The 22,821-nt window shown below is 65.4% G+C and carries 21 protein-coding genes; 14 read left to right on the forward strand and 7 right to left on the reverse strand.

What is annotated here, in order from left to right:
• Positions 1-50 precede the first annotated feature (50 nt).
• Positions 51-1,658 carry a M28 family peptidase gene (locus tag GM676_RS08270; RefSeq protein ID WP_155463054.1) on the reverse strand — a complete coding sequence of 536 codons (1,608 nt, stop codon included), beginning with the start codon at positions 1,656-1,658 and terminating at the stop codon, positions 51-53.
• Positions 1,659-1,723: 65 nt separating this feature from the next.
• Between GM676_RS08270 and GM676_RS08275 the strand changes: the two genes are divergently transcribed.
• The 3 genes from GM676_RS08275 (at position 1,724) to GM676_RS08285 (ending at position 3,161) form a co-directional block, all read left to right on the forward strand.
• On the forward strand, positions 1,724-2,527 hold the full coding sequence (locus GM676_RS08275; RefSeq protein WP_155463055.1) for an SDR family oxidoreductase: 804 nt from the start codon (positions 1,724-1,726) through the stop codon (positions 2,525-2,527).
• A 106-nt stretch (positions 2,528-2,633) separates the two neighbouring features.
• Positions 2,634-2,855 (forward strand): hypothetical protein, encoded by a 222-nt coding sequence (locus tag GM676_RS08280; RefSeq protein ID WP_155463056.1) that lies wholly within the window; start codon positions 2,634-2,636, stop codon positions 2,853-2,855.
• Positions 2,856-2,900: 45 nt separating this feature from the next.
• Complete coding sequence (locus GM676_RS08285) at positions 2,901-3,161, forward strand: hypothetical protein (RefSeq protein WP_155463057.1); 261 nt, start codon at positions 2,901-2,903, stop codon at positions 3,159-3,161.
• A 90-nt stretch (positions 3,162-3,251) separates the two neighbouring features.
• Here GM676_RS08285 and GM676_RS08290 read toward each other — a convergent pair whose 3' ends face one another.
• Positions 3,252-4,232 carry an alpha/beta fold hydrolase gene (locus GM676_RS08290; RefSeq protein ID WP_155463058.1) on the reverse strand — a complete coding sequence of 327 codons (981 nt, stop codon included), beginning with the start codon at positions 4,230-4,232 and terminating at the stop codon, positions 3,252-3,254.
• 134 nt (positions 4,233-4,366) lie between these two features.
• Between GM676_RS08290 and GM676_RS08295 the strand changes: the two genes are divergently transcribed.
• The 8 genes from GM676_RS08295 to GM676_RS08330 all read left to right on the forward strand — a co-directional run bounded on the left by GM676_RS08295 (position 4,367) and on the right by GM676_RS08330 (position 15,649).
• A complete protein-coding gene (locus GM676_RS08295; protein WP_155463059.1) occupies positions 4,367-6,568 on the forward strand; it encodes a DEAD/DEAH box helicase in 2,202 nt (733 codons plus the stop codon).
• A 163-nt stretch (positions 6,569-6,731) separates the two neighbouring features.
• Positions 6,732-8,555 (forward strand): TnsB C-terminal domain-containing protein, encoded by a 1,824-nt coding sequence (locus GM676_RS08300; RefSeq protein ID WP_155463060.1) that lies wholly within the window; start codon positions 6,732-6,734, stop codon positions 8,553-8,555.
• Positions 8,556-8,707: 152 nt separating this feature from the next.
• Positions 8,708-10,315: a flavin monoamine oxidase family protein gene (locus GM676_RS08305; RefSeq protein WP_155463061.1), complete on the forward strand. Its 1,608-nt coding sequence runs from the start codon at positions 8,708-8,710 to the stop codon at positions 10,313-10,315.
• Complete coding sequence (locus GM676_RS08310; RefSeq protein WP_155463062.1) at positions 10,312-10,704, forward strand: c-type cytochrome; 393 nt, start codon at positions 10,312-10,314, stop codon at positions 10,702-10,704. The genes GM676_RS08305 and GM676_RS08310 overlap by 4 nt, the downstream gene beginning before the upstream one ends.
• A gap of 11 nt (positions 10,705-10,715) precedes the next feature.
• Positions 10,716-11,225 (forward strand): RidA family protein, encoded by a 510-nt coding sequence (locus GM676_RS08315; RefSeq protein ID WP_155463063.1) that lies wholly within the window; start codon positions 10,716-10,718, stop codon positions 11,223-11,225.
• 56 nt (positions 11,226-11,281) lie between these two features.
• Positions 11,282-13,723 (forward strand): TonB-dependent receptor plug domain-containing protein, encoded by a 2,442-nt coding sequence (locus tag GM676_RS08320; RefSeq protein WP_155463064.1) that lies wholly within the window; start codon positions 11,282-11,284, stop codon positions 13,721-13,723.
• Between the two features lie 179 nt (positions 13,724-13,902).
• Entirely contained in the window at positions 13,903-14,721 is an 819-nt protein-coding gene (locus GM676_RS08325) for a DUF4351 domain-containing protein (RefSeq protein ID WP_155463065.1), read from the forward strand.
• A 4-nt stretch (positions 14,722-14,725) separates the two neighbouring features.
• A complete protein-coding gene (locus GM676_RS08330) occupies positions 14,726-15,649 on the forward strand; it encodes an alpha/beta hydrolase (RefSeq protein ID WP_229262591.1) in 924 nt (307 codons plus the stop codon).
• Here the strand turns inward: GM676_RS08330 and nhaR are convergent.
• Positions 15,612-16,508, reverse strand: a complete 897-nt coding sequence (gene nhaR, locus GM676_RS08335; RefSeq protein WP_155463066.1) for a transcriptional activator NhaR — start codon at positions 16,506-16,508, stop codon at positions 15,612-15,614. The two genes, GM676_RS08330 and nhaR, sit on opposite strands and share 38 nt — an antisense overlap.
• 111 nt (positions 16,509-16,619) lie before the next feature.
• Between nhaR and GM676_RS08340 the strand changes: the two genes are divergently transcribed.
• Together GM676_RS08340 and GM676_RS08345 are read left to right on the forward strand one after the other, a co-directional pair.
• Positions 16,620-17,576, forward strand: a complete 957-nt coding sequence (locus GM676_RS08340) for a TerC family protein (RefSeq protein ID WP_155463067.1) — start codon at positions 16,620-16,622, stop codon at positions 17,574-17,576.
• 35 nt (positions 17,577-17,611) lie between these two features.
• Positions 17,612-18,016, forward strand: a complete 405-nt coding sequence (locus GM676_RS08345) for a tellurite resistance TerB family protein (RefSeq protein ID WP_155463068.1) — start codon at positions 17,612-17,614, stop codon at positions 18,014-18,016.
• Between the two features lie 28 nt (positions 18,017-18,044).
• On the opposite strand, the gene GM676_RS08350 is transcribed toward GM676_RS08345, so the two are convergent.
• Positions 18,045-18,377, reverse strand: a complete 333-nt coding sequence (locus tag GM676_RS08350; protein WP_155463069.1) for a nucleotide pyrophosphohydrolase — start codon at positions 18,375-18,377, stop codon at positions 18,045-18,047.
• A 103-nt stretch (positions 18,378-18,480) separates the two neighbouring features.
• Here GM676_RS08350 and GM676_RS08355 point away from each other — a divergent pair, with 103 nt between their 5' ends.
• Positions 18,481-19,347, forward strand: coding sequence for a head GIN domain-containing protein (locus GM676_RS08355; RefSeq protein WP_155463070.1), 867 nt, complete (start codon positions 18,481-18,483; stop codon positions 19,345-19,347).
• A gap of 70 nt (positions 19,348-19,417) precedes the next feature.
• Here the strand turns inward: GM676_RS08355 and GM676_RS08360 are convergent, their stop codons facing one another.
• From GM676_RS08360 to GM676_RS08370, 3 genes are all read right to left on the reverse strand, one after another.
• Complete coding sequence (locus tag GM676_RS08360) at positions 19,418-21,682, reverse strand: putative bifunctional diguanylate cyclase/phosphodiesterase (protein ID WP_371866154.1); 2,265 nt, start codon at positions 21,680-21,682, stop codon at positions 19,418-19,420.
• A gap of 94 nt (positions 21,683-21,776) precedes the next feature.
• Positions 21,777-22,400, reverse strand: coding sequence for a GIN domain-containing protein (locus tag GM676_RS08365; protein WP_155463072.1), 624 nt, complete (start codon positions 22,398-22,400; stop codon positions 21,777-21,779).
• A gap of 89 nt (positions 22,401-22,489) precedes the next feature.
• Positions 22,490-22,777, reverse strand: coding sequence for a PsiF family protein (locus GM676_RS08370; RefSeq protein ID WP_155463073.1), 288 nt, complete (start codon positions 22,775-22,777; stop codon positions 22,490-22,492).
• Positions 22,778-22,821 lie beyond the last annotated feature (44 nt).

The following is a 22,821-nucleotide window of genomic DNA, read 5'->3' on the forward strand; positions in this document are numbered from 1 at the left end:
TGTCTGCCTGAATTATAGGCGGACATGCTCCGTTTCCGTGTGGGACTTTTTTAACGCTTGACCTTGCCGAAGGCGTCGCCGGCCTTCCAGGTCTGCATTTTGGGTGCGTTGGCCACTTCATAGCCCAGGTTCAGGGTGAACTGGGCCTGCTGCACCATGCCCGACAGATCCCAGTCGGCGTGGTATTCGTCGCTCGGCTGGTGATAGTCTTGCTTAAATGCCACCAGCCGGGCGCGCGACTTGTCCTGGTCCTTGACGAAGTCGAAGTAGCCGTCGCCCGAGAACACCGCCGAGCCGACGTTAAACGCCGGCACGCCGGCCTTGGCAAAGCTGAAGTGGTCGGCGCGGAAGTAGGCGCCCGACAGGTCGGGGATGGCCGGGGCCAGCTTCAGGCCCATGCGTTTGGCGACGGTGGCGGCGGCCTCGTACAGGCTGCTGCGCTCGGCGCCGGCGACGCCGATGTCGCGTGTCCTGCCGACGAAGTTCATCGAATCGAGGTTCAGGTCGGCGCTGGTTTTGTCCAGCGGCCAGGCCGGATTGCGCATATACGCGCTGCTGCCGAGGAAGCCGGTTTCCTCGCCGGCCGGCCACAGGAACACCTGCGCGCGCTTGGCCGGATGCTGGACGGCCGCCTGCGCCATGGCCAGCAGGGCGGCCACGCCGGAACCGTTGTCGATGGCGCCGTTCCAGATATTGTCGCCCTGCTTGCTGTCGTCGATGCCCAGGTGGTCCCAGTGGGCCGAATAGACCACCGCTTCCGCCTTCAGCTTCGGATCGGTGCCGGGCACGATGCCGACCACGTTGTACTGCTCGATCTGGCGGATCTTGCTTTTGATCTCGGCATGCATCTTCAGCTTGAGATCGACCGGGCGGAAATCGCGGCGCTCGGCCTGGGCACGCAGGGTGTCGAGATCGAAGCCGCCGGCGGCGAACAGGGCGCGCGCGGTGTCCTCTTGCAGCCAGCCCTCGAGCGGATTGCCGCTGCCGGCCAGATGGAAGCGCTCGTGCGAGAAGCTGGTGGCCGGCACGCTCCAGCCGTAGGAGGCCGATGGCGTGGTGTGGATCAGCAGCGCGCCCGCCGCGCCCTGGCGCACCGCCTCCTCATACTTGTACATCCAGCGGCCGTAATAGGTATAGGCCTTGCCGCCGAAGCGGTTGGGTTCCTCGGCGGTCGGCTGCGGGTCGTTGACCATCATGACCAGGATCTTGCCCTTCATGTCGACGCCCTTGTAATCGTCCCATTTTTCTTCTGGCGCGACGGCGCCGTAGCCGACGAACACCAGCGGCGCGTCGATGGCGATGTCCTCTTTGCCGCCCATGGTACCGATCAGGATCTCGGTGCCGGTGGCCGGGGTCAGGATCTTGCCGCTGTCCGAGGTGAAGCGCGCGAAGCTGCCTGGCAGTAGCTTGCTGCCCTCGGCCTTGACCAGCTGGCGGTAGCTGCCGTCGGCCAGCGGCTTGAGGCCGAGGACCGCCGCCTGCGTCTCCAGATAGCGCACCGTCAGATCGCCGCCGCGCTGGCCGGTGCCGCGGCCCTCGAACAGATCGTCGGCCAGCAGCGACAGGTGGGCGCGTAGGGGCGCCTCGGCGACCACTGGTTGCTGGGCGTGGGCTTGCAAGGTCAGGCCGACGGCGAGGACGATGAGAGGAAGACGCATATTGACTCCATGGTTTGATACGGAAGGCGGTAATCTTACTGTAATTCGTACAACCAGGGAGAGCTATGAAAACCATCATCATCACGGGCGCATCGGACGGCATCGGCGCGGAACTCGCGCGGCAGCTGGCGCGCCGGCACGGCGCCGGCGTGGCGCTGGTGCTGGCGGCGCGCAACGCGGCCATGCTGGAGCAGGTGGCGGCGCAGTGCGCGGCGTCCGGCGCGCAGACGCTGGTGGCGCCGACCGACGTCTCGGTGCAGGCGCAGTGCGTGGCGTTGATCGGCGCCTGCGTGGCGCGCTTCGGCCGCATCGACGCGCTGGTGAACAACGCCGGCCGCTCGGCGCATGCGCTGTTCGAGGAAGTGAAGGACCTGGCGTGGTACGAGGAACTGATGCGGATTAATTTATGGGGCAGCGTGTGGTGCACGCACGCGGCGCTGCCATATTTGAAGCAGGCGCGCGGCGGCATCGTGGCGGTGTCCTCGCTGGCGGGGCTGGTGGGCGTGCCGGGACGCACCGCCTACAGCGCCACCAAATTCGCCATGGGCGGCTTCTTTGAAGCCTTGCGCATCGAGATGAAGCCCTATGGTGTGAGCGTGACCACCGCCTATCCGGGCGTGGTGGCGACGCAGATCCGCCATCGCGGTTTCAACGCCGCCGGCGGCGCCCTGGGCAGCAGCAGCCTGAAGGAAGACCATGCCATGCCGGTGGAGGAATGCGCGGGCCTGATCCTGGACGGCATGGAGGCGCGCCGGCGCGAGGTGGTGATGTCCACCAAGGGCAAGCTGGGACGCTGGCTGAAGCTGATCGCCCCCGGGCTGGTGGAAAACATGGCGCTGGCCGCGCTCAAGGACGACGTAAAACCTTGATTGTAAGCATTTGTAATGTCCGTCAACTGGGCTGTCAGCGGCCGCGTTTTTTGCTCATGCGACACGGGAATTGTCCCGATGCCGAAACCCCGAAAAGGAAAACATCATGACCAAAGTAATCGCTTCTCTGATCGCCGGCCTGTTCGCAACCGCAGCATTCGCTCAAGCGCCTGCGACCGCCCCTGCCGCTCCTGAAACCAAGCCTGCGGTGGCGGAAAAAACCGAAGCGAAACCAGCCGCCAAGAAGAAAACGCATCACGCGGCCAAGAAGGAAGTCAAAGAATCCAAAGCGGCGGAAGCTGTCGCCGCAGCACCAGCAGCAAAGTAATTAACGATATAAACCGTATAAATTAAATAAATAGAGGACTGAATCATGAAAAAAGTAATCGCCACCCTGATCGCCGGCCTGTTCGCTTCCGCTGCTTTCGCTCAAGCTCCAGCCGCTTCGGCTTCCGCTTCCGCCGCTGCCTCGACGCCAGCCGCCTCGGCCCCTGCCGCTTCCGCTCCAGCCGCTTCGGCGCCGGCCAAGAAGGCCACGCATAAGAAAGCGCACAAAGCCAGCGCCTCGGCTTCGGCATCGGCCGCCGCTTCGACCCCGGCCCCGGCAGCTTCGGCGCCAGCCGCCAGCAAGTAATCAGCGTTCGCGCCGGACGTGCCGCCCCGGACCCTCAGGGCCTGGGCGGCGCAAGAGAAAAGACGGATTCCAACTCCGTCTTTTCTGCGTTCAGCGATTCAGTTCCTCCAGCAGCGCGCGATGGAAGGCCGCCGGGTCTTCCATCTGGGGCGCGTGTCCCATCCCCTTGAACTCCACCAGCCGCGCCTGCGGTATCTTTTTCGCCGTCTCCTTGCCCAGCACCTCGTAGCGGCCGATCTTCGCCTTCACTTCCGGCGGCGCCGCGTCCTTGCCGATGGCGGTGGTGTCGGCATCGCCGATCAGCAGTGTGGTTGGCACTTTCAGCAGCGGGAATTCGTACACCACCGGCTGCGTCAGGATCATGTCGTAGATCAGCGCCGAATTCCATGCCACCAGCTTCTTGCCAGGACCGTTATTCAGGCCGGCCAGCATGTCGACCCATTTTTCGTATTCGGGCTTCCAGTTGCCGCCGTAGTAGGTGGCGCGCTCGTAGGCGCGCACGCTGTCGGCGGACAGCTTCAATTCACGCGCATACCATTGATCGACGCTGATCGGCGGCACACCCAGCGCTTTCCAGTCTTCCAGCCCGATCGGGTTGACCATCACCAGCCGCGACACCGCATCCGGATACATCAGCGCATAGCGCGTGGCCAGCATGCCGCCGGTCGAATGGCCGATGACCACCGCCTGCCGCACGCCGATGTGCCGGAGCAGGCCATTGGTGTTGGCGGCCAGCTGCTGGAAGCTGTACTGGTAGTGCTCCGGCTTGGACGAGGCGCAGAACCCGATCTGGTCCGGCGCCACCACGCGGTAGCCGGCCCTGGTCAACTCGCTGATGGTCTGTTCCCAGGTGGCCCCGCAGAAGTTTTTGCCGTGCAGGAGGACGGCGGTCTTGCCGTTGGCGGCGCCGCTGGGCGCCACGTCCATGTAGGCCATCTCCAGATTCAGGCCCTGCGAGGCAAAGCTGTATTTGTGCAAAGGGTGCGGGTAGGCGAAGCCTTCGAGCTGGGGGCCGTAGGTGGCGGCGGAGGCGGAGCCGGCGAGAAGGGCGGCGGTAAGTAGGATGCGCATGGTGGAAAACTCCTGAAAAGCGTGCATTTAACGGTTAATTCTTGCAAAAAAACGCGGAGTTCGCTCAGACAGAGTAAACTAGCGCAAATTTCTTTCGCAATTAGGCGATTCGAACAATCTTTGTGAGTGACGCCATGTCTGCATCCCCAGTATCCCCAATTGCCCTTTTTTCCGACCTCGATCTCGGCGCGCCGCTGTTAAAGGCGCTGGATGACGTCGGCTACGAGTCGCCGTCGCCGATCCAGGCCGCGACCATCCCGCTGCTGCTGAATAATCAGGACGTGCTGGGCCAGGCCCAGACCGGCACCGGCAAGACCGCCGCCTTCGCCCTGCCTATCCTGGCGCGCATCGATATCAAACAGTCCACGCCGCAGGCGCTGGTGCTGGCGCCGACCCGCGAGCTGGCGATCCAGGTCGCCGAGGCGTTCCAGACCTACGCCCACCATATCCCGGGCTTCCACGTGCTGCCGATCTACGGCGGTCAAAGCTACGGCCCGCAGCTGTCGGCCCTGCGCCGCGGCGTGCACGTGGTGGTCGGCACCCCCGGCCGCGTGATCGATCACCTGGACAAGGGTTCGCTCGATCTGTCGAAACTGAAAACGCTGGTGCTGGACGAGGCCGACGAGATGCTGCGCATGGGCTTTATTGACGACGTCGAACGCATCCTGCAAGAGACGCCGGAATCGCGTCAGACTACGCTGTTTTCGGCCACCATGCCGCCCGCCATCCGCCGCATCGCCAATACCTATCTGCGCAATCCGAAGGAAATCACGGTCGCCGCCAAGACCGGCACCAATGAGAATATCCGCCAGCGTTACTGGCTGGTGTCCGGCATGCACAAGCTGGATGCGCTGACGCGCATCCTGGAAGCCGAGAACTTCGACGGCATGATTATCTTCTCGCGCACCAAGCTCGGTACCGAGGAACTGGCGCAGAAGCTGCAAGCACGCGGTTTCTCGGCCGCCGCCATCAACGGCGACATCCAGCAGGCGCAGCGCGAGCGCACGGTGCAGATGCTCAAGGATGGCAAGATCGATATCCTGGTGGCGACCGACGTCGCCGCCCGCGGCCTGGACGTGGAGCGCATCAGCCACGTGGTCAACTACGATGTGCCGCACGATCCGGAAAGCTACACCCACCGCATCGGCCGCACCGGCCGCGCCGGCCGCAGCGGCGAGGCGATCCTGTTCATCACGCCGCGCGAAAAAGGCCTGCTGAAGATGATCGAGCGCGCCACCCGCCAGCCGATCGGTCAGCTGGAGCTGCCGACCATTCAGGCGGTGAACGATGTGCGCATCGCCCGCTTCAAGCAGCAGATCACCGATACGCTGGCCGAGGGCGGCCTGGAACAGTTCCAGTCGCTGATCGAGGACTATGAGCAGGAGCACAATATCCCGGCCGTGGAAATCGCCGCCGCGCTGGCCAAGCTGTCGCGCGGCGACGTGCCACTGTTGCTCGATAAGAAGCAGCAGACGCAGTGGGAAGATCGCCCGGCGCGCCAGAGCTTCGACCGTCCGGAACGTGCCGACCGCTTTGCCGATCGCGGCGAGCGCCCGGAGCGCAGCGAGCGTTTCGGCAAGAAGGAGCGCATTCCGCGCGAATCCGAGCCGGGCATGCGCACTTACCGCATCGAAGTCGGCTACCAGCACGGCGTCAAGCCGGGCAATATCGTCGGCGCCATCGCCAACGAGGGCGGCATCGATTCGAAGAATATCGGCCGCATCGAGATCTTCGATGACTTCACGGTGCTGGACATGCCGGACACCCTGAGCAAGGAAGCGCTGGAGCTGATGGCCGGCATCCGCGTGGCCGGCCAGGCACTGCGCATCAGTGTCGATGGCGAGGGCGCTCCCGCGCCGGTGCCGGCCGCCGCAAAACCGGCACGTGCCGACAAGCCGGTGAAGGCCGACAAGCCAGCCAAGCCGGCCGGCTCGCCGCTGGAGCGCACGGTGCGCGCCGCCGCCGAGGAGGCCGAGGAAGCGCCGGCCAAGAAGAAAAAGGAAAAGCCGGGCAAGATTTCGGTGCCGATGTCGCCGTTCCGCGTCGAGGTGGGCCGCGAGCAGCAGGTCACGCCGGCCAATATCGTTGGCGCCATCGCCAATGAGACCGGGCTGGAAGCCAAATACATCGGCCGCATCGAGATCTTCGACAATTACAGCATGCTGGAGCTGCCGGACGGGATGCCGGACGATATGTTCCGCAATCTGGGCAAGGTCTGGGTCGGCGGCGCGCAGCTGAAGATCAGCCATGCCGACCGCATGCCGCCGGAGTCGGCCAAGCACACGCCGCCGAAGAAACCGGCGCCCGGCGCCAAGCCGAAGTCCAAGAAGTACTAAGCACCACGGAGCCGCAAGGCTCCGTTTTCATTTGCGCCACCGTGCACATGCCCGGTGCGGCCGCGCACCACAACGAATCCGTCCGTTCCGCGCGCTCATAGTAAAAGCCCGCTGGCCCGCTTATTGCATTAGTGATAGCAACTTATCTCTTAACGGAGGGCAGATGCTATTGCGGAATGACCTGTTGCAGTACACGCATCCGGCGCCGCGCACCGTCCGTATCTTGTGGATCGCTCCCGGGCAAAGCCACGCTTACGTGTTTGACGTGGCGGCCAGTTCGGCGGAGGTGGAGCTGGTCCAGCTGTCGGTGCTGCACGCCGACATCCGGGCCGGCCATGCCAGCGTGCTGGCGGCCGATCCCCATCTGGTGGTGGTCAGCCAGGAGCTTTTGCCGCCCAAGCACCTGCAACTGCGCGCACGCGCGTGGGAGATCATCGAGGGGCTGGTGGCGCAGGAGCCGCAGATTTACGAGGCACGCCTGCGCGGACCCCTGATCGCGCAGGCCACGGCGCGGCATGGCGTGTCGCATCCCACCATTTACCGTTACCTGCGCCGCTACTGGCAGCGCGGACAGACGCCGAACGCGCTGCTGCCCGATTACGGCAATTCCGGCGGGCGCGGCAAGGTGCGCCAGTCGTCGGCGGGCGTGAAGCGCGGCAGGCCGCGCAAGAACGGCACTGACGCCGGTCCCGGCCTGAATGCGGATGAGGATATCCGCCGCGTGTTCCGCGTCGCCACGGCGCGCTATGCGGCCGCCAACGCCAGGTTCTCGCGGCTGGGCGCCTACCAGCAGATGCTGGCCGAATTCTTCGTCGAGCGCCGCATCGACGCCGACTCGGGCCGGGTGCTGTTCACGCAGCCGGCGCCGGTGCGCGAGGTGCCGAGCTTCGGCCAGTTCAATTACTGGCTCGATCATGACGACGACCGGCCGCCGGAAGTGGCGCGGCGCGCACCTACCGTGGCGGCGGTGGCGCGGCAGGCCACCGCGCCGGCGCCGGCACTGGCCGCCCTGCCGCCGGGCCGCCCCGGCGCAGGCTTTTATCTGGACGCGCTGCGCGCCGAGGTGCAACTGGTGTCGCGCGCCGACCGCAATCAGGCCATCGGCCGGCCGGTGATTTATATGGCGACCGATGTGTTCAGCCGCATGGTATGCGGGATTTACATCGGCATGGGCGAGGCGCAGTGGACGCAGGCCATGCTGGCATTGGCGCATTGCGGCGCCGACAAGCAGCGCTACAGCCAGCAGTATGGCCGCCGCATCGAAGCGGAGCAGTGGCCGTGCCGGCACCTGCCGGAAACCCTGTTCGCCCACCCGTCACTGATGCGCGGCTGGAATGGCGATACGCTGCTGAATAACTTCAACCTGCGCAGCGTGGCGGCTGAATCGGGACCGGACGACTGGCGCGCCGTGCTGGAGAAACGCTTCCGTCTTTTGCCGCCGTCGCAGCATGGCGCACCATCACGGACCGACGGCGTGCTGGATCTGGAGCAGTTCACGCGCATTGTGATCGACTGTGTGCTGTATTTTAATAACCGCCAGCAGCTGGCGCGGGCCGGCGTTACGCCACGCCAGCTGTGGGACTGGGGAAGCGAACATCGCGGCGGCGGATTAAAGATCTTTCCCGAGCATTTAATCCGTTGCAGCCTGCTGCCGGTGGCGCAGGCCACTGTCACCAGCGCCGGCATCGCGCTGTTCGACAGCCTGTACACCTGCGCGCGCGCCATCAACGAGCGCTGGTTCGAGCGCGCCCGTCTGCGCGGCGAATGGAGCGTCAAGCTGGCTTACGATCCGGCCAATCTGGAGACGGTCTATTTGCTGGATGGGACGGCGCCGTTGCAGTTCCACGCCTGCCATCTCACCGACGCCAGCATGGCGCACCAGCATCTGTCGGCCGCTGAAATCGCGCGTCTGCCACGCACCCAAAAGGCGCTTCACGCCACGGCCTTACGTAGCACTACGCAGGGCCTGCACAGCTTCATCAACTGATCCCCGAAAATAAAGTGTTTGCACCTGCGGCCTCGCCGCAGGTGCATGTGCGTTCATCGCGCGGATATGTGAAACAGGTTTATTTTTTGCTCATCTTGTGGCACGCCGTTTGCTAAATAGGAACTATCGTTCAGCAACCGACGGGGAAGCAGATGGATAGTAAAACAGTAAAACCGTATAAATCGTTTACTTCATTTACGAGGAGGGATTTTCTGTATCGTGCCGCGGCGGTCGGCGGCACGGGCTTGCTGTTGAATACCATGAATGCGTGGGGCATGGGAATCGCCTCCACCGCGTCGGCGCCGCCGGCACTGAGCGGCAGCGGCAAGGGCAAGAAGGTGCTGATCCTGGGCGCCGGACTGGCCGGCATGACTGCCGCCTATGAGCTGGAGAAGCTGGGCTACAAGGTGCAGATCCTGGAAGCGCGCAGCTTTGCCGGCGGCCGTTGCCAGACCGCGCGCAAGGGCTTCAGCCTGACCGAGTTGGGCGGCGAGAAGCAGACTTGCGCCTTCGATGAGGGCCATTACATCAATCACGGGCCGTGGCGCATTCCGTTGCACCATCAATCGACGCTGCACTATACCAGGCTGTTCGAGGTGCCGCTGGAGGTGATGATCAACGAGAACGATCACGCCTACGTGTATTCCGAAAACGCCGGGCCGTTTGCCGGCAAGCGCGTGCGCATCAAGGAGGTCAAGGCCGATATGCGCGGCCATGTGTCGGAGCTGCTGGCCAAGTCGGTCAAGAATCACTCGCTGGACCAGGAACTGACCGCCGACGATCAGCGCCTGCTGCTGGACTATTTGCAGCGCGAGGGGGCGCTGACCGCGGGCGATCTGCAATACAAGGGCCGCAGCGGCCGTGGCTATGCGGTCAACCCGGGCGCCGGCCTGTCGCCGGGACCGGGCACGCCGTCCGATCCGCTGGGCTTCAAGGATTTGCTGGCGTCGAAGCTGGGCAATGTGTACAGCGCGGTGCACGACTTCCCGATGCAGGCCACCATGTTCCAGCCGGTCGGCGGCATGGATGCCATCGCCAAGGCGTTTGAAAAACGCGTCGGCAAGAATATCCGCTACAAGGCGGAGGTGCAGACCATTCGCCAGAACGACAAGGGCGTGACGGTGACTTACAAGGACACCGGCACCAATAAGGTCAGCAGCATCGGCGCCGACTACTGCCTGTGCGCGATTCCACTGTCGGTGCTGCGCCAGATCGATACCGATTTCTCGGACAAGTTCAAAAAGGCTGTCGCCACCGTGGCGTATGCGCCGGTCGGCAAGATCGGCTTGCAGATGAAGCGCCGCTTCTGGGAGGAGGATGACCACATCTACGGTGGCCACATCATGACCGACCTGCAAGGCATCAACACCATTTCGGTGCCGTCGTATGGCTTCCAGAAGAAGAAGGGCGTGCTGCTCGGTTATTACCAATATCAGACGCAGGCGATTGAAATCAGCGCCCTCTCGCCGAAGGAACGCGCCGAGTTTGCGCTGGCGGCCGGCCAGAAGATCTTCCCGCAATACACGGAGAACTTCGAGACGTCGTTTTCGGTGGCCTGGCATCGCGTGCAGTACAACCTGGGCGGCTGGGCCGAGTGGACCGAGAAGACCCGCGCCGCCGCCTATCCAACGCTGGTGGAGGGCGAGGGCCGCATTCTGCTGGCCGGCGAACACCTGAGCTATCTGACCGGCTGGCAGGCCGGCGCCATCGAATCGGCGTGGCAGCAGATCACCAAGATCCATGAAAGGGCAAGCGCATGAAGAAGATGCTGATGACGGCGGCGACCGCGCTCGCCGCGCTGATGGCGCAGGCGCAGGAGGTCGATGGCAAGGCGCTGTTCCTCAAGAATTGCGCGGCCTGCCATCAGCCGACCGGCAAGGGCATTCCCGGCGCTTTTCCGGCGCTGGCCGGCAGCAAGTTCGTGCAGGGCAAGGGCGCTGACGTGGCCACGGTGCTGCTGAAAGGGCGCGGCGGCATGCCGGACTTCAGCGAGTCGCTCAGCGACCGCGATATCGCCACCGTGCTGACCTTTGTGCGCTCCAACTGGGGCAACAAGGCCGATGGCCTGAGCGAGGCCGATGTCGGCACGTTGCGCACCACGCTGGGCGTCGACCCGTTCGGCAATTCCGTCATGTCCAACAAACACTGAGAGAGATCACCATGAAAAAAGCATTTGCCACCTTGCTGCTGTGCGCCGCCGTCGGCAGCGCCTTCGCCGCGCCGAAAGCGGAGATTGTGCGCCACAAGATTCCGAACTCCGATTTTCCGATCGCGCTGGCGGTGACGATTCCGCCGACCGCCACCATCCATTTCATCAGCGGCCAGGTGCCGGCGGTGGTGAACAAGGATGCGCCGGGCGATTCGTTGGAGGCCTTTGGCGACACCAGGACCCAGTCCGAGTCGGTGCTCAGGAAGATCAAGGAAATCCTGCAAGGCATGAAGCTGGAGATGTCGGACGTGGTGAAGATGCAGGTGTTCCTGGTCGGCGATCCGGCCAAGGGCGGCAAGGCCGATACCAAGGGCTTCATGGAAGCCTACACGCAGTACTTCGGCGCCGGTGCTCAGCCCGGCCCCCAACCCAACCTGCCGGCGCGCGCCGTGGTGCAGGTGGCGGGCCTGAGCAATCCGGGCTGGCTGGTGGAGATCGAAGTGGTCGCCGCCAAAAAATAGTTTTGTAGTTTGCGGTTGAGGTCTTAATTTTTTTTATTCAAAAATGGGGATTTACTATGCATAAGGCCACACTCAAAATCGGCGTTGCAGCCGTGTTGTCCACGCTGGCGTTTGGTGTCTACGCGGAGGATGTCGATGCGGCGGCCGATGCGAACGCCACGCCCAACGTGGGAGCGGTGATCGTGACGGGCACGCGCAGCAGCGGCATCAAGGTGGAGAACAGCGCTTCGCCGATCCAGGTGCTCGATTCGGCGTCCTTGCAGCGTACCGGCCAGCCGGACCTGATTCAGGCGCTGGCGCAGAATCTGCCGTCGTTCACGGCGCAGGCCTTCGGCGGCGACACCGCCAACCTGACGCTGTCGGCGCGCCTGCGGGGACTGAGCCCGAACAACACGCTGGTGCTGATCAACGGCAAGCGCCGTCACGGCACCTCCAATCTGGCGGTGCTGGGCGGACCATACCAAGGCGGCGCGGCGGCGGACCTGAACTACATCCCGGTATCGGCCATCGATCACATCGAGGTGCTGCAGGACGGCGCGGCCGCGCAATACGGTTCGGACGCGATTGCCGGTGTGGTCAACATCATCCTGAAGTCGAACAACCATGGCGGCACCGCCACGGCCACCGGCGGCGGCTATGTGGACGGCGGCGGCCGCACCGCCGATGCCTCGGCCAATATCGGGCTGGAGCCGTTTAACGATGCGTATCTGAGCCTGACGGCGGAATCGAAGTACCACGGCTACAGCGATCGCGGCGGCATCGACCCGCGCGTGGAGAATCCGGCCAATATGGCGGCGTATCCGGGCATGTTCCAGCATCCGGGCTACCCGCACGTGAATCACATCGCCGGCGACGCGCAGTACCACCTGAATGTGTTCGCGGCCAACTTCGGCTACGACTTCGCGCCGGACAGCCAGTTCTACACCATCTTCACCGCCGGCCGCAAGGAGGCGCGGGCGTTCGAGAACTACCGTCTGCCGAGCCGCCTGCCGAAGATTTATCCGACCGGCTTCTCGCCCAAGGAGACCATGAAACAGGACGACTTCGGCCTGACGGTGGGCATCAAGGGCAAGGTGGCGGGCTGGAATACCGATCTGAGTTCGACCTGGGGCCGCGACAAGGCGCAGATCGGCGTGGCCGATTCGGGCAACGTCTCGCTGTTCAACGACACCGGCGCCACGCCGACCGTGTTCCGGGCCGGCGCCTTCATCGCCAGCCAGTTGACCACCACGCTGGAGGCCAGCAAGGAGTTCGAGATCGGCTGGGCCAAGCCGCTGAACGTGGCGGCCGGTCTGGAGCACCGCATCGACAAGTACGAGATCGAGGCGGGCGACGCGGCCTCGCGCTACAAGGAAGGCTCGCAGTCGTATCCGGGCTTCTCGCTGACCGACGCCGGCAGCCATCGCCGCACCAATGAGGCGGCGTATATCGACTTCGCCGGCAATCCGGTGGCCGACCTGACGCTGGACCTGGCGGCGCGCTACGAGCATTTCAGCGATTTCGGCAACGCCAAGGTGGGCAAGATCACCAGCCGCTACGACTTCTCGCCGGCGGTGGCGGTGCGCGGCACCTTCTCCAACGGTTTCCGCGCGCCGACCCTGGCCGAGGAATACTATTCGGCCACCAACGTCGGCCCGACCACCGCCTTCGTGCAGCTGGCGCCGAATTCGGCCGGCGCCAAGCTGGTGGGGGTGGATGGCTTGAAGCCTGAGCGTTCGACCAATCTGTCGCTGGGCCTGGTCATCAATCCGGCCAACAATGTGGCGGTGACGCTGGACGTGTACCAGATCAAGATCCGCGACCGCATCGTCGGTTCGGGCGCGCTGTATGGTTCGGGCGGTTCGGTCAACTCGCCGGCGGTGGTGGCGGCGATCAAGGCCAATGGCAATGTCCTCGATGGCACGGTGAGCCAGACCGGCATCAACATCTTCTCGAACGCGGTCGACACGCGCAGCCGCGGCCTGGAGTTCGTGACGACGATTAACTCCAACTACGGCACCGCCGGCAAGGTGGACTGGTCGATCGCCGCCAACTACAACAAGGTGGAGGTCACCAAGATCAACCAGGCGCCGGCGCAGCTGCTGCCGCAAACGCTGCTCGACAAGACCGCGATCTCGGACCTGGAGACCGCCGCGCCCAAGCTGCGCGTGAATCTGGGCGCGCTGTGGAAGGTCGGCAGCTGGACCGTCAACCTGCGCGAGGCGATTTACGGCAAGGCCTCGGAGTACGGCAGCGAGGATGGCTCGGTGTATCACCTGACCGAGGTCAAGCCGAAGCTGATCACCGATCTGGAGGTGGGCTACAGGATCAACAACGCGTGGTCGGTGGCGGTGGGGGCGAACAATCTGTTCAACATCTATCCCAACGGCGTGAATCCGGCGCTGCTGGCCGACCAGCGCGCGGCGGGCGACAACGCGGCGGTGAACGTGCTGCCGGGCTTTTCGCCGTTCGGCATCAACGGCGGCTACTACTACGCGCGCGCCAATTACAAGTTCTAAGCAGGGGTGTTTAGTTGGGGGCCGTCCTGCGGGGCGGCCCTTTTTTTGTTCGTCCTTGTATTGGATCAATACGGAGGGGCTTGGTATGGCGGTAGACTGGCTGGATGCCGAATGCCCGCCCACCCGCGCGCTACGATTCACCTTGGAAAGCTGCGATATCGCATGCTTTTCGCGACTTCATGGCGTTCTTCTTCCCTGAACTTCGCGCTCAGATCAACTGGGCGATACGGCCGCGCTTCCGTGACAAGGAGTATGGGCAGCCAGTGATCAGCCTGGCGCTGCTTGCCGATGACGAGCCTGGTTGGCGACCGCGCGCGTTTCATAATGATTTGCCGGGAACGATGATGGGGATCTCCTTCACGACGGCCAAGCTGCTTGACCATGCGGCTCGCGCCGTCGCGTTGCAGGCCTCGCATAACCCGTTTGCCTGGATCACATTGGTGCATTTGCGCACCCAGCAGGCTCATCACGACGTGGAGGTGTTGTACGCGTTCAAGTGGCAATTGACCAGGCAAATGTTCGAGCATCGCTGGAGCAGGAGGCGCATACTGGTGTTATTCGATGTGATTAACTGGATGATGGTTTTACCTGAGCCATATCAGGAGCGTTATTGGCAAGCCATTGTGCAGTGGGAAGAGGAGCGCAAGATGAAATGGATTAGTCCGTTGGAGCAGTCGTTCATTGAGAAGGGCCTGCAACAAGGTCTGCAACTGGGGTTGGAGCAAGGCCGAGAACAAGGCTGGGAGCGGGGCTTGGAGCAAGGATTGGAGCAAGGATTGGAGCAAGGATTGGAGCAAGGCCGCAAAGAAGGGGCGGTGGCGTTATTGGAGCGGCTGCTTACGCGGCGCTTTGGGCCGTTGCCGCAGGCGGTTCGCCATACGCTGGCGAAGGCCGATGTCGAATGTATCGCGGCCTGGTGCGATGCTTTGCCGGAGGCACGGTCGCTGAAACAAGTGTTTGCAGGCGCTGTGGATGGCGATGGGAATCGTGTAGCATAAGCGGATGTTGAAAAAAATCCGAACCAGTTTGATGGCCGCGGCGGCGGCGGGCGGCGTGGGCGGCGCGCAGGCGGCGCCAATGTCGCTGGATGATTATCTGGCCCTGAACGGGCCGGCGCCGACGCGCCATGTCGCGTATGGCGCGGCGCCGTCGCAGTTCGCCGAGTTGTTCCTGCCGGCCGGCGCAGGGCCGTTCCCGGTGGCGGTGATCATTCACGGCGGCTGCTGGACCAAGGAATTCGGCGGCATCCGACAGATGCGCAATATGGCCGGCGATCTGGCGCGGCAGGGCATCGCGGTGTGGAATGTGGAGTATCGCCGCTACGATGAGGCGGGCGGCGGCTATCCGGGCATGTATCACGATGTGGCCAGCGCCATGGACCGCCTGCGCGCGCTGGCGGGCGAGCATGCGCTCGATCTGGCGCGCATTGTGCTGGTGGGGCATTCGGCCGGCGGCCACCTGGCGCAGTGGGCCGGCGCGCGCGCGCGGCTGCCGCGCGGCAGCCCTTTGTACGTGGCCGATCCGCTGCCGGTGCCGGTGGTGATCAGCCTGGGCGGCCTGGCCGATCTGCGCCACGAGCAGGCGCTGATCAAGACCAGCTGCGGCCGCGACATGGCGCAGCTGGCCGGCGTGGCCAGCGCCGCGCGGCCCAATATTTTCAGCGATACCTCGCCGGCCGAGATGCTGCCGGCCGGCGTGCGCACGGTGCTGGTGCACGGCGAATACGACGACATCTCGCCGCCGCGCGTGGGCCACGACTACGCCCGGCGCGCGGCGGCGGCCGGCGACGCGGCCGAGGTGCTGGTGCTGCCCGGCGCCAGCCACTACGACGAGGTGGCCCTGGCCTCGCCCTCGTGGCCGCTGATCGCGGCGCGGATCCGCGATGCCCTCACGCCGACAGCGTCTCGCGCGCGGCCTGGCGGATAGCTTGTGTGGCCGGGTGGCTGATGCGCCGCTCGGTGGTGATCGCGTACACCTGCTCGCGCAGCGCGGGGATGGTGCCCAGCAGGACCACGCCGTATTGCGCGCAGATGGTGGCGGCCAGCGCGGCCGGCGCGAAGAACAAGCCCTTGCCCGACTGGCCGAAGGCCTTGATCATGGCGCTGTCGTCGAACTCGCCCACCACGCGCAGGCGCGGCACGTGCGCGTGCAGCCATTGCATCAGGCGCGCGCGCACCGCGAAGTCCTCGCCGGGCAGCAGCAGCGGCGCGTGCTCCAGGCAGGCCGGGAACGGCCCGCTGAAGGCCGGCGCCAGCGCGGTGGCGACAAACACGCCCAGCTCGCTCTCGCCCAGCAAGTGGTTGTAGCCGCGCACGCTCAGGTGGCCGGGCATGGCGCGGTCGGCGATGATCAGGTCGAGCCGGTGCACCGCCATGTCGGCCAGCAGCGCCGCCAGCCGGCCCTCGCGGCAGATCAGGCGGGTCGGCCGCGCCAGCGCCAGCGCCGGCGCCACCAGCCGGCAGGCCACCGCCTTGGAGACCGAATCGGAGACGCCGACGCGGAAGGTGGCCTGGGTGGCGGCCTGGTCCTTGACGAGGTCCAGCAGGGCGTCGCCGGCGCTGAAGATGTCGTCGGCGTGGCGCAGCACGCTGGCGCCGGTCTCGGTCAGTTCCAGCCGCCGGCCCACGCGCCGGAACAGTTCCACGCCCAGGGCGCCGGCGAACTCGCTGAGCTGGCCGGAGATCGATTGCGGCGTCAGGTGCAGCTGTTCGGCCGCCCTGGCGATGCTGCCGCTGCGCGCCACCATCCAGAAGTAGCGCAGGTGCTTGTAGTTCAAGTTGGACATGGGACTCCTTCGACACATCGATTTGTTCGATGTATCGATCAAGTATATTCGAATTGTACGAAGGGTGGGACGTGCTTATCATGACGCATTATCTGAAGCGGGAGGCAACTCATGAATGGAATTGAAAACATCGCCACCGGCCCCATGTGGGCCGGCTTCGTGCTGTTCGTGCTGGCCATGCTGGCGCTGGACCTGTGGGTGTTCGGCGGCAACAAGGCGCACAAGGTGACGGCGCGCGAGGCGGGCGCCTGGTCGCTGGGCTGGTTCGCCCTGGCGCTGCTGTTCAACGGCGGCCTGTGGTGGTACCTGCGGGACAGCGCCGGCGCCGTGATCGCCGAGCAGAAGGCGCTGGAGTTCCTGTCCGGCTATCTGATCGAGAAAGCGCTGTCGGTCGATAACATCTTTATTTTCCTGCTGATCTTCTCGGCCTTCCAGGTGCGCCCGGAGTACCAGCGGCGCGTGCTGGTGTACGGCGTGCTGGGCGCGATCGTGATGCGCGCCATCATGATCCTGGCCGGCGCCTGGGTGGTGAGCGAGTTCAGCTGGGTGCTGTACCTGTTCGGCGCCTTCCTGCTGTACACCGGCGTGAAGATGCTGCGCGCCGTGGACCAGGAGCCGGACGTGAGGAACAACCCGGTGCTGCGCCTGGCGCGCCGCCACCTGCCGGTGGCCGAGGGCGAGCACGGCGAGAAGTTCTTCGTGTGGCGCGACGGCAAGCGTTATGTGACGCCGCTGCTGCTGGTGCTGATCCTGATCGAGGCGACCGACCTGGTGTTCGCGGTCGATTCCATCCCGGCCATCTTCGCCATCACCTCGGATCCGTTCATCGTGTTCACCTCGAACATGTTCGCCATCCTCGGCCTGCGCGCGCTGTATTTCCTGCTGGCCGACATCGCCGACCGCTTCCACCTGCTCAAGTACGGGCTGGCGCTGGTGCTGTGCTTCATCGGCCTGAAGATGCTGTTGCTGCCGTGGCTGCACATCCCGGTCCACATCTCGCTGTCGGTGGTGGCGCTGCTGATCGCCGGCAGCGTGGTCGCCAGCCTGTACGCCACGCGCAAGAAGTGATCCATTGACTGATTGAACCGAGAGAGGAGTTTGTGATGCGAAATTATGTTCCCAATAGCGCCAGCGCGGCGGCGCGCCTGGTGGCCCTGTGCATGATCGGCGACGGCAATATGAGCCCGTCCGAGCTGCAGGCGCTGCAACGTTCGCGGCTGCTGGAGTACATCGATCTGGATGTCGACACCTTCCACGCCATCGTCGACGAGCTGTGCCAGGACATGTTGAGCACCGCCGCGCGCCATGAGCACGTGGTGCTGGACCCGGCGACCATCGACGCGCTGCTGGGCGAGATCACCGAGCCGGCGCTGCGCCGCCGCCTGCTGCAGGCGATGTGGAAGATCGCCGACGCCGACGAGGTGCTGGCCGACGCCGAGGCCCGGCTGCTGGCGCGCGCCTGCGACGTGTGGGCGGCCGAATCGGCCTTCGTCGGCGGCGCCCGCTGAGGTTGGCCGGGTCCGGCCGGCGCCGGCTTCAGCGCGTCCTGGCCGGGTATTTGATGGCGTTGAGCGCCATTTTCTCGACCGCGGCGGCGTGCAGGTCGACGTTCATCTTGTCGGCCAGCTGCACCAGGTAGAGCAGCACGTCGGCCAGCTCGTGGCGGATGGCGGCGCGGGTGGCGTCGTCCAGCTCGTGATCGGCGCCGCTGTGCAGCCACTGGAAGTGCTCGGCCACTTCCGCCACCTCCACCGACATGGCCATGGCCAGATTCTTGGGCGTGTGGTATTGCGCCCAGTCGCGCTCGCGGGCGAATTGGCGCGTGCGTTCGCGCAGGTCGTGGAGATCTTGCTGGTCGGAGGTGGTCATTGCGCGCTTCATTCCCTGTTTTCTACCGTTTGTCGCACGGCGCGGGCGCGCCGTGGCGCCGCTGGCTATAGTGGCGGCATTATAACTTCAAGGACTTGCCATCATGCGCCGCACCCTCATCGCTCTTGCCGCTCTTTCCCTCCTCGCCGGTTGCGCCGTGATCGTGGTGCCGGACGGCGAGGGCGGCATGCATTACAAGTCCGCCTTCGGCGGCGACGCCGTGCAGGGCAACGGCCAGCATCTGGTGGAGTCGCGCCAGGTCGCCACGCTGGACAGCGTCGATATCAACGGGCCGATGCAGGTGGAGATCAGGGTCGGCCAGGGCACCTCGCTGCAAGTGGAGGGCGACAGCAATATCCTGCCGCTGCTGCGCACCGACGCCAGCGGCGGCATGCTGCGCCTCTGGGTCGACGGCAATGTGCGCACCAGCCATCCGCTGCGCGTGACTTACACCACGCCGCAACTGCGCGAGGTGGCCGCCAACGGTTCCGGCCAGCTGAATATCAGCGGCCTGAACGGCGGTCCGCTCGGCCTGTCGCTGAACGGTTCACGCGCGGTGCGGCTGGCCGGCCAGGTCAGCCGCCTCGACGCGCGCCTGAACGGTTCCGGCGGCCTGAACGCGTCGGCGCTGGACAGCGGTTCGACCTCGGCCCGCCTGAGCGGCTCCGGCCGGCTGGAGCTGGGCCGCATCAACGGCGAGCAACTGGCGCTGGAGCTGCATGGCTCCGGCAGCGCCAGCGCCAGCGGCAATGTGCGCAATCTGACGGTGCGCCTGAACGGTTCGGGCAGCGCCGATCTGGCCGGGCTGACCAGTCAGGTGGCGGAGCTGAACGCCAATGGCTCGGGCGGCATTTCGGCGGCGGTCACGCAGTCGCTGGTGGCGGCCGCCAACGGTTCGGGCGGCGTCACGGTGTATGGCAATCCGGCGCAGCGCAATGTCAGCGGCAAGCGCGTCAGCATCGTGCAGTAAGCGCGCCCCGCCTTGGCGCCGCCCGCGGCCACGGTTTTTTTGAGGTGGCGGTCGGCCAGCTTGTCGGTGCTTATGCTGCGGCCACGGCCGTGTTGCGGTGTAGTCGTGCGATCAGCTCCGTGAGCGGCATGGGCCGCGCGTACAGATAGCCCTGCATGCTGGCGCAGTCGTGGGCGATCAGGAAATCGGCCTGGGCCTGGGTCTCGACCCCCTCGGCCACCACCCGCAGGCCGAGGTGGCCGGCCATGGCCAGGATCGATTGCACCAGCGCCCGGCTGCTGGCGTCGTCCGGCGTGTCCAGGATGAAGCTGCGGTCGATCTTCAGCTCGTACAGCGGCATTTTCTTCAGGTAGGCCATGCTGGAATAGCCGGTGCCGAAGTCGTCGATCGAGAAGCGCAGGCCCAGCGCGGTCAGCTGGTGCATGCGGGCGATGGTGTCCTCCATCTTGTCGATCAGCAGGCCCTCGGTCACCTCCAGCACCAGCAGCGCGGCCGGCGCGCCGCTCTGCTCCAGCGCCTGCCGCACCTGGTCGACGAAGTCGGTCTGGCGGAACTGGGTCGGGCTGACGTTGACCGACAGCGGCATGGCCAGCCCGGCGGCCTGCAATTGCAGCACCGCCGCGCAGGCCTGGCGCAGCGCCCAGGCGCCCAGTTCGACGATCAGGCCGGATTCCTCGGCCACCGGGATGAACACGGCCGGCGGCACCATGGCGCCGTCGGCCAGTGGCCAGCGCATCAGCAGTTCGCCGCCGATGGCGCGGCCGTGGCGGTCGACCTGGGCCTGCACATGCATTTGCAGCTGACCGGCCGCCAGCGCGGCGGCCAGGTCGCGCTCCAGCGTCAGGCGCCGCTCGACCTCGGCCTGCATGGCGGCCTCGAAGAAGGCGATGCCGTTGCGGCCGTCCGACTTGGCGCGGTACATGGCGGTGTCGGCCTCGCGCAGCAGGTCGTGCGCGCTCTGGCCGGTCTTGGGCAGCATGGTGACGCCGATGCTGGCGGTGGAATTGTAAGTCTGGCCGGCGATCTCGAAATCCCGGCCGATGGCGGCGCGGATCTTTTCCGCCACCGTCAGCGCCGCGTGGGTGGCGCCGGCCAGCTCGTGCGACAGGTGGCCCAGCAGCACCACGAATTCGTCGCCGCCGATGCGGGCCACGGTGTCGGCCTTGCGCATCAGCTTGCTCAAGCGGTCGGCCGCGTTGCACAGCAGGGCGTCGCCGATGGCGTGGCCGCGGGCGTCGTTGATGGTCTTGAAGCGGTCGAGGTCGATGAACATGACGGCGCTGTAGGTGCCGCCGCGCGCGGAGCTGGCCAGCAGCTTGTCGATGCGGTCCATCAGCAGGCGGCGGTTGGGCAGGCCGGTCAGCACGTCAAAGAAGGCCAGGCGGTGGATATCGTCCTGCGACTTCTTGCGCTCGGTGATGTCGCGCTCGACCGCCACCCAGTGGGTGTGCACGCCGCCCTCGTCGGCCAGCGGCACCAGCTCGGTCTCGACCCAGTACGGTTCGCCGCTCTTGGTGTAGTTCAGCAGCTCGGCGCGCACCGGCTGGCTGCGCGCCATGTGGCGCTCGATCTCCTCCACCACGGCCGGCTCGGTGTCGGGGCCGCGCAGCAGGCGCAGGTTGCGGCCCAGCACTTCCTCGCGCCGGTAGCCGGTGCGGCGCTCGAACGCCTCGTTGACGAAGATGATGTGCTGGGCGGTGGCCGGGTCGGCGGCGCCGGGGTCGACCGCGGCGATCAGCACCATGTCGTTCAGGCGCGCCACCGCGGCCGAGGTCAGGCGCAGCTCGGCGTTCAGCAGGTGCAGCTGGTCGAGCGAGCGCTCCAGGTGGCGCAGCAGCACCGCGCACGACAGCGTCAGCACGGCGGTCATGAACATGAAGTTGACGGAAATGATGGCGGCCTTGAGGAAGCCGTAGTCGGGCACGCCGGCCAGGCGCAGGTTGGCGTTGTCCTCGAAGCCCAGCACCATCACGGCCAGCCCGGCCAGCACCAGGGTGACCAGCGCCGGGCGCAGGCCCAGCAGCAGGGCCGCCAGCACCGGCACCGCCATCAGGTAGATCTGGCTGACCGCGCCCACCTTGAGCAGCAGGGCCAGGCCGACGATGAAGGCCACGCTCAGGAAGTTGAGCACGCGGGTGGTATAGGCCAGGCTGCGCCAGCGCCAGATCAGGCCGATCCACAGCAGGGCGACGCTGTCGATGACGGCGATCGACCACATGCCCTCGCTGACGGCCAGCAGCACGCTGGGCACGGCCGTGGCCAGCCCGAGCAGGAAGACGACCAGCAACAGCCTGGCGAAGATTTGCGCGCGCCAGTGCGCTATGTCGTTTGCCACAGCCACGGGACTGACCTCCAGAATGCGTTGCGGTTTTTATAAAAGTGATAGTACCCGCATTCGCATCTCGTGTCACTGGGGCAATTTTTACGGCCTAGTCGCCGGCGCGCACGTTGCCGATGCCGGCCACGTCCTTGTTGACCTTTTTCGGGTGGCCGTAGTAGGTCAGGCCGCCGATGCCCTTGGCCACCGCGTTCAGCAGCTCGGTGGCGTGGACGCTGACATTGCCCACCCCCTCGAACTGGACGTCGACCCGCTCGGCCACCAGTTTGCGGGTGTCGACCTCGCCCACGCCCTTGGCGTTCAGGCGCAGGTACTTGACCTTGCCCTGGGCGGCCAGGCGGCCGGCGCCCAGGTAGCTGATGTCGAGACGGTCGCTGTTGACGTTGTTGAGCAGGGTTTCGCCGGCGCCCTCCAGCTTGACCCGGCTCAGCGAGGGCAGCGTGATGGTGATGGTGGGCGCGCCCTTGGACGAGCTGAACTGCTTTTCCGGCAGCAGCACTTGCAGTTCGTTGTCGATCACCTCGGTCTTGAGCAGGCGGACGAACTGGTCCTCGCCGCTGACCACCACCGATTGCGCCTTGCCCACCTCCACCTTCATGCTGAACGCGCCCTTGGCGTTGATGGCGATGAAGGCGGGCAGGGCGCGGATGGATTCGGCCGCGTGGGCCAGCAGGGCGGGCAGCAGCAGGGTGGCGGCAACGACGATACGGCGCATGGGGAAGGTCCTTGGCAAATTAATCAAATCGACAAGATTGATTTTACTGTACTTCCCGGCGCTGTTGCGCCGGGACCACGGGGGACGGCTTATTTGTTGCTCAGGCATTCCTTCATGAAGGCCTTGCGCTCGTCGCCTTTCTTGCCGCTGGCGTCGGCGTTGCACTTCTTCATCTTGTCCTGCTGGGTCATCTTGGGCGCCTCGGCGGCCGGCTTGGCGCTCAGGCATTCCTTCATGAAAGCCTTGCGCTCATCGCCTTTCTTGCCGGCGGCGTCGGCGTTGCAGGTTTTCATCTTGTTCTGTTGCGCCGTGGGCTCGGCCGCCAGGACGGCGCCGCTCAGGGACAGGATCAGGCTGGCTACGAACAGTTTTTTCATGGGCTTTCCTCGCAAGTGTGGTGGATGCGGCCACTCAAGGCCAC

This window comes from Duganella radicis (assembly GCF_009720825.1).
GTDB lineage: Bacteria > Pseudomonadota > Gammaproteobacteria > Burkholderiales > Burkholderiaceae_D > Rugamonas > Rugamonas radicis.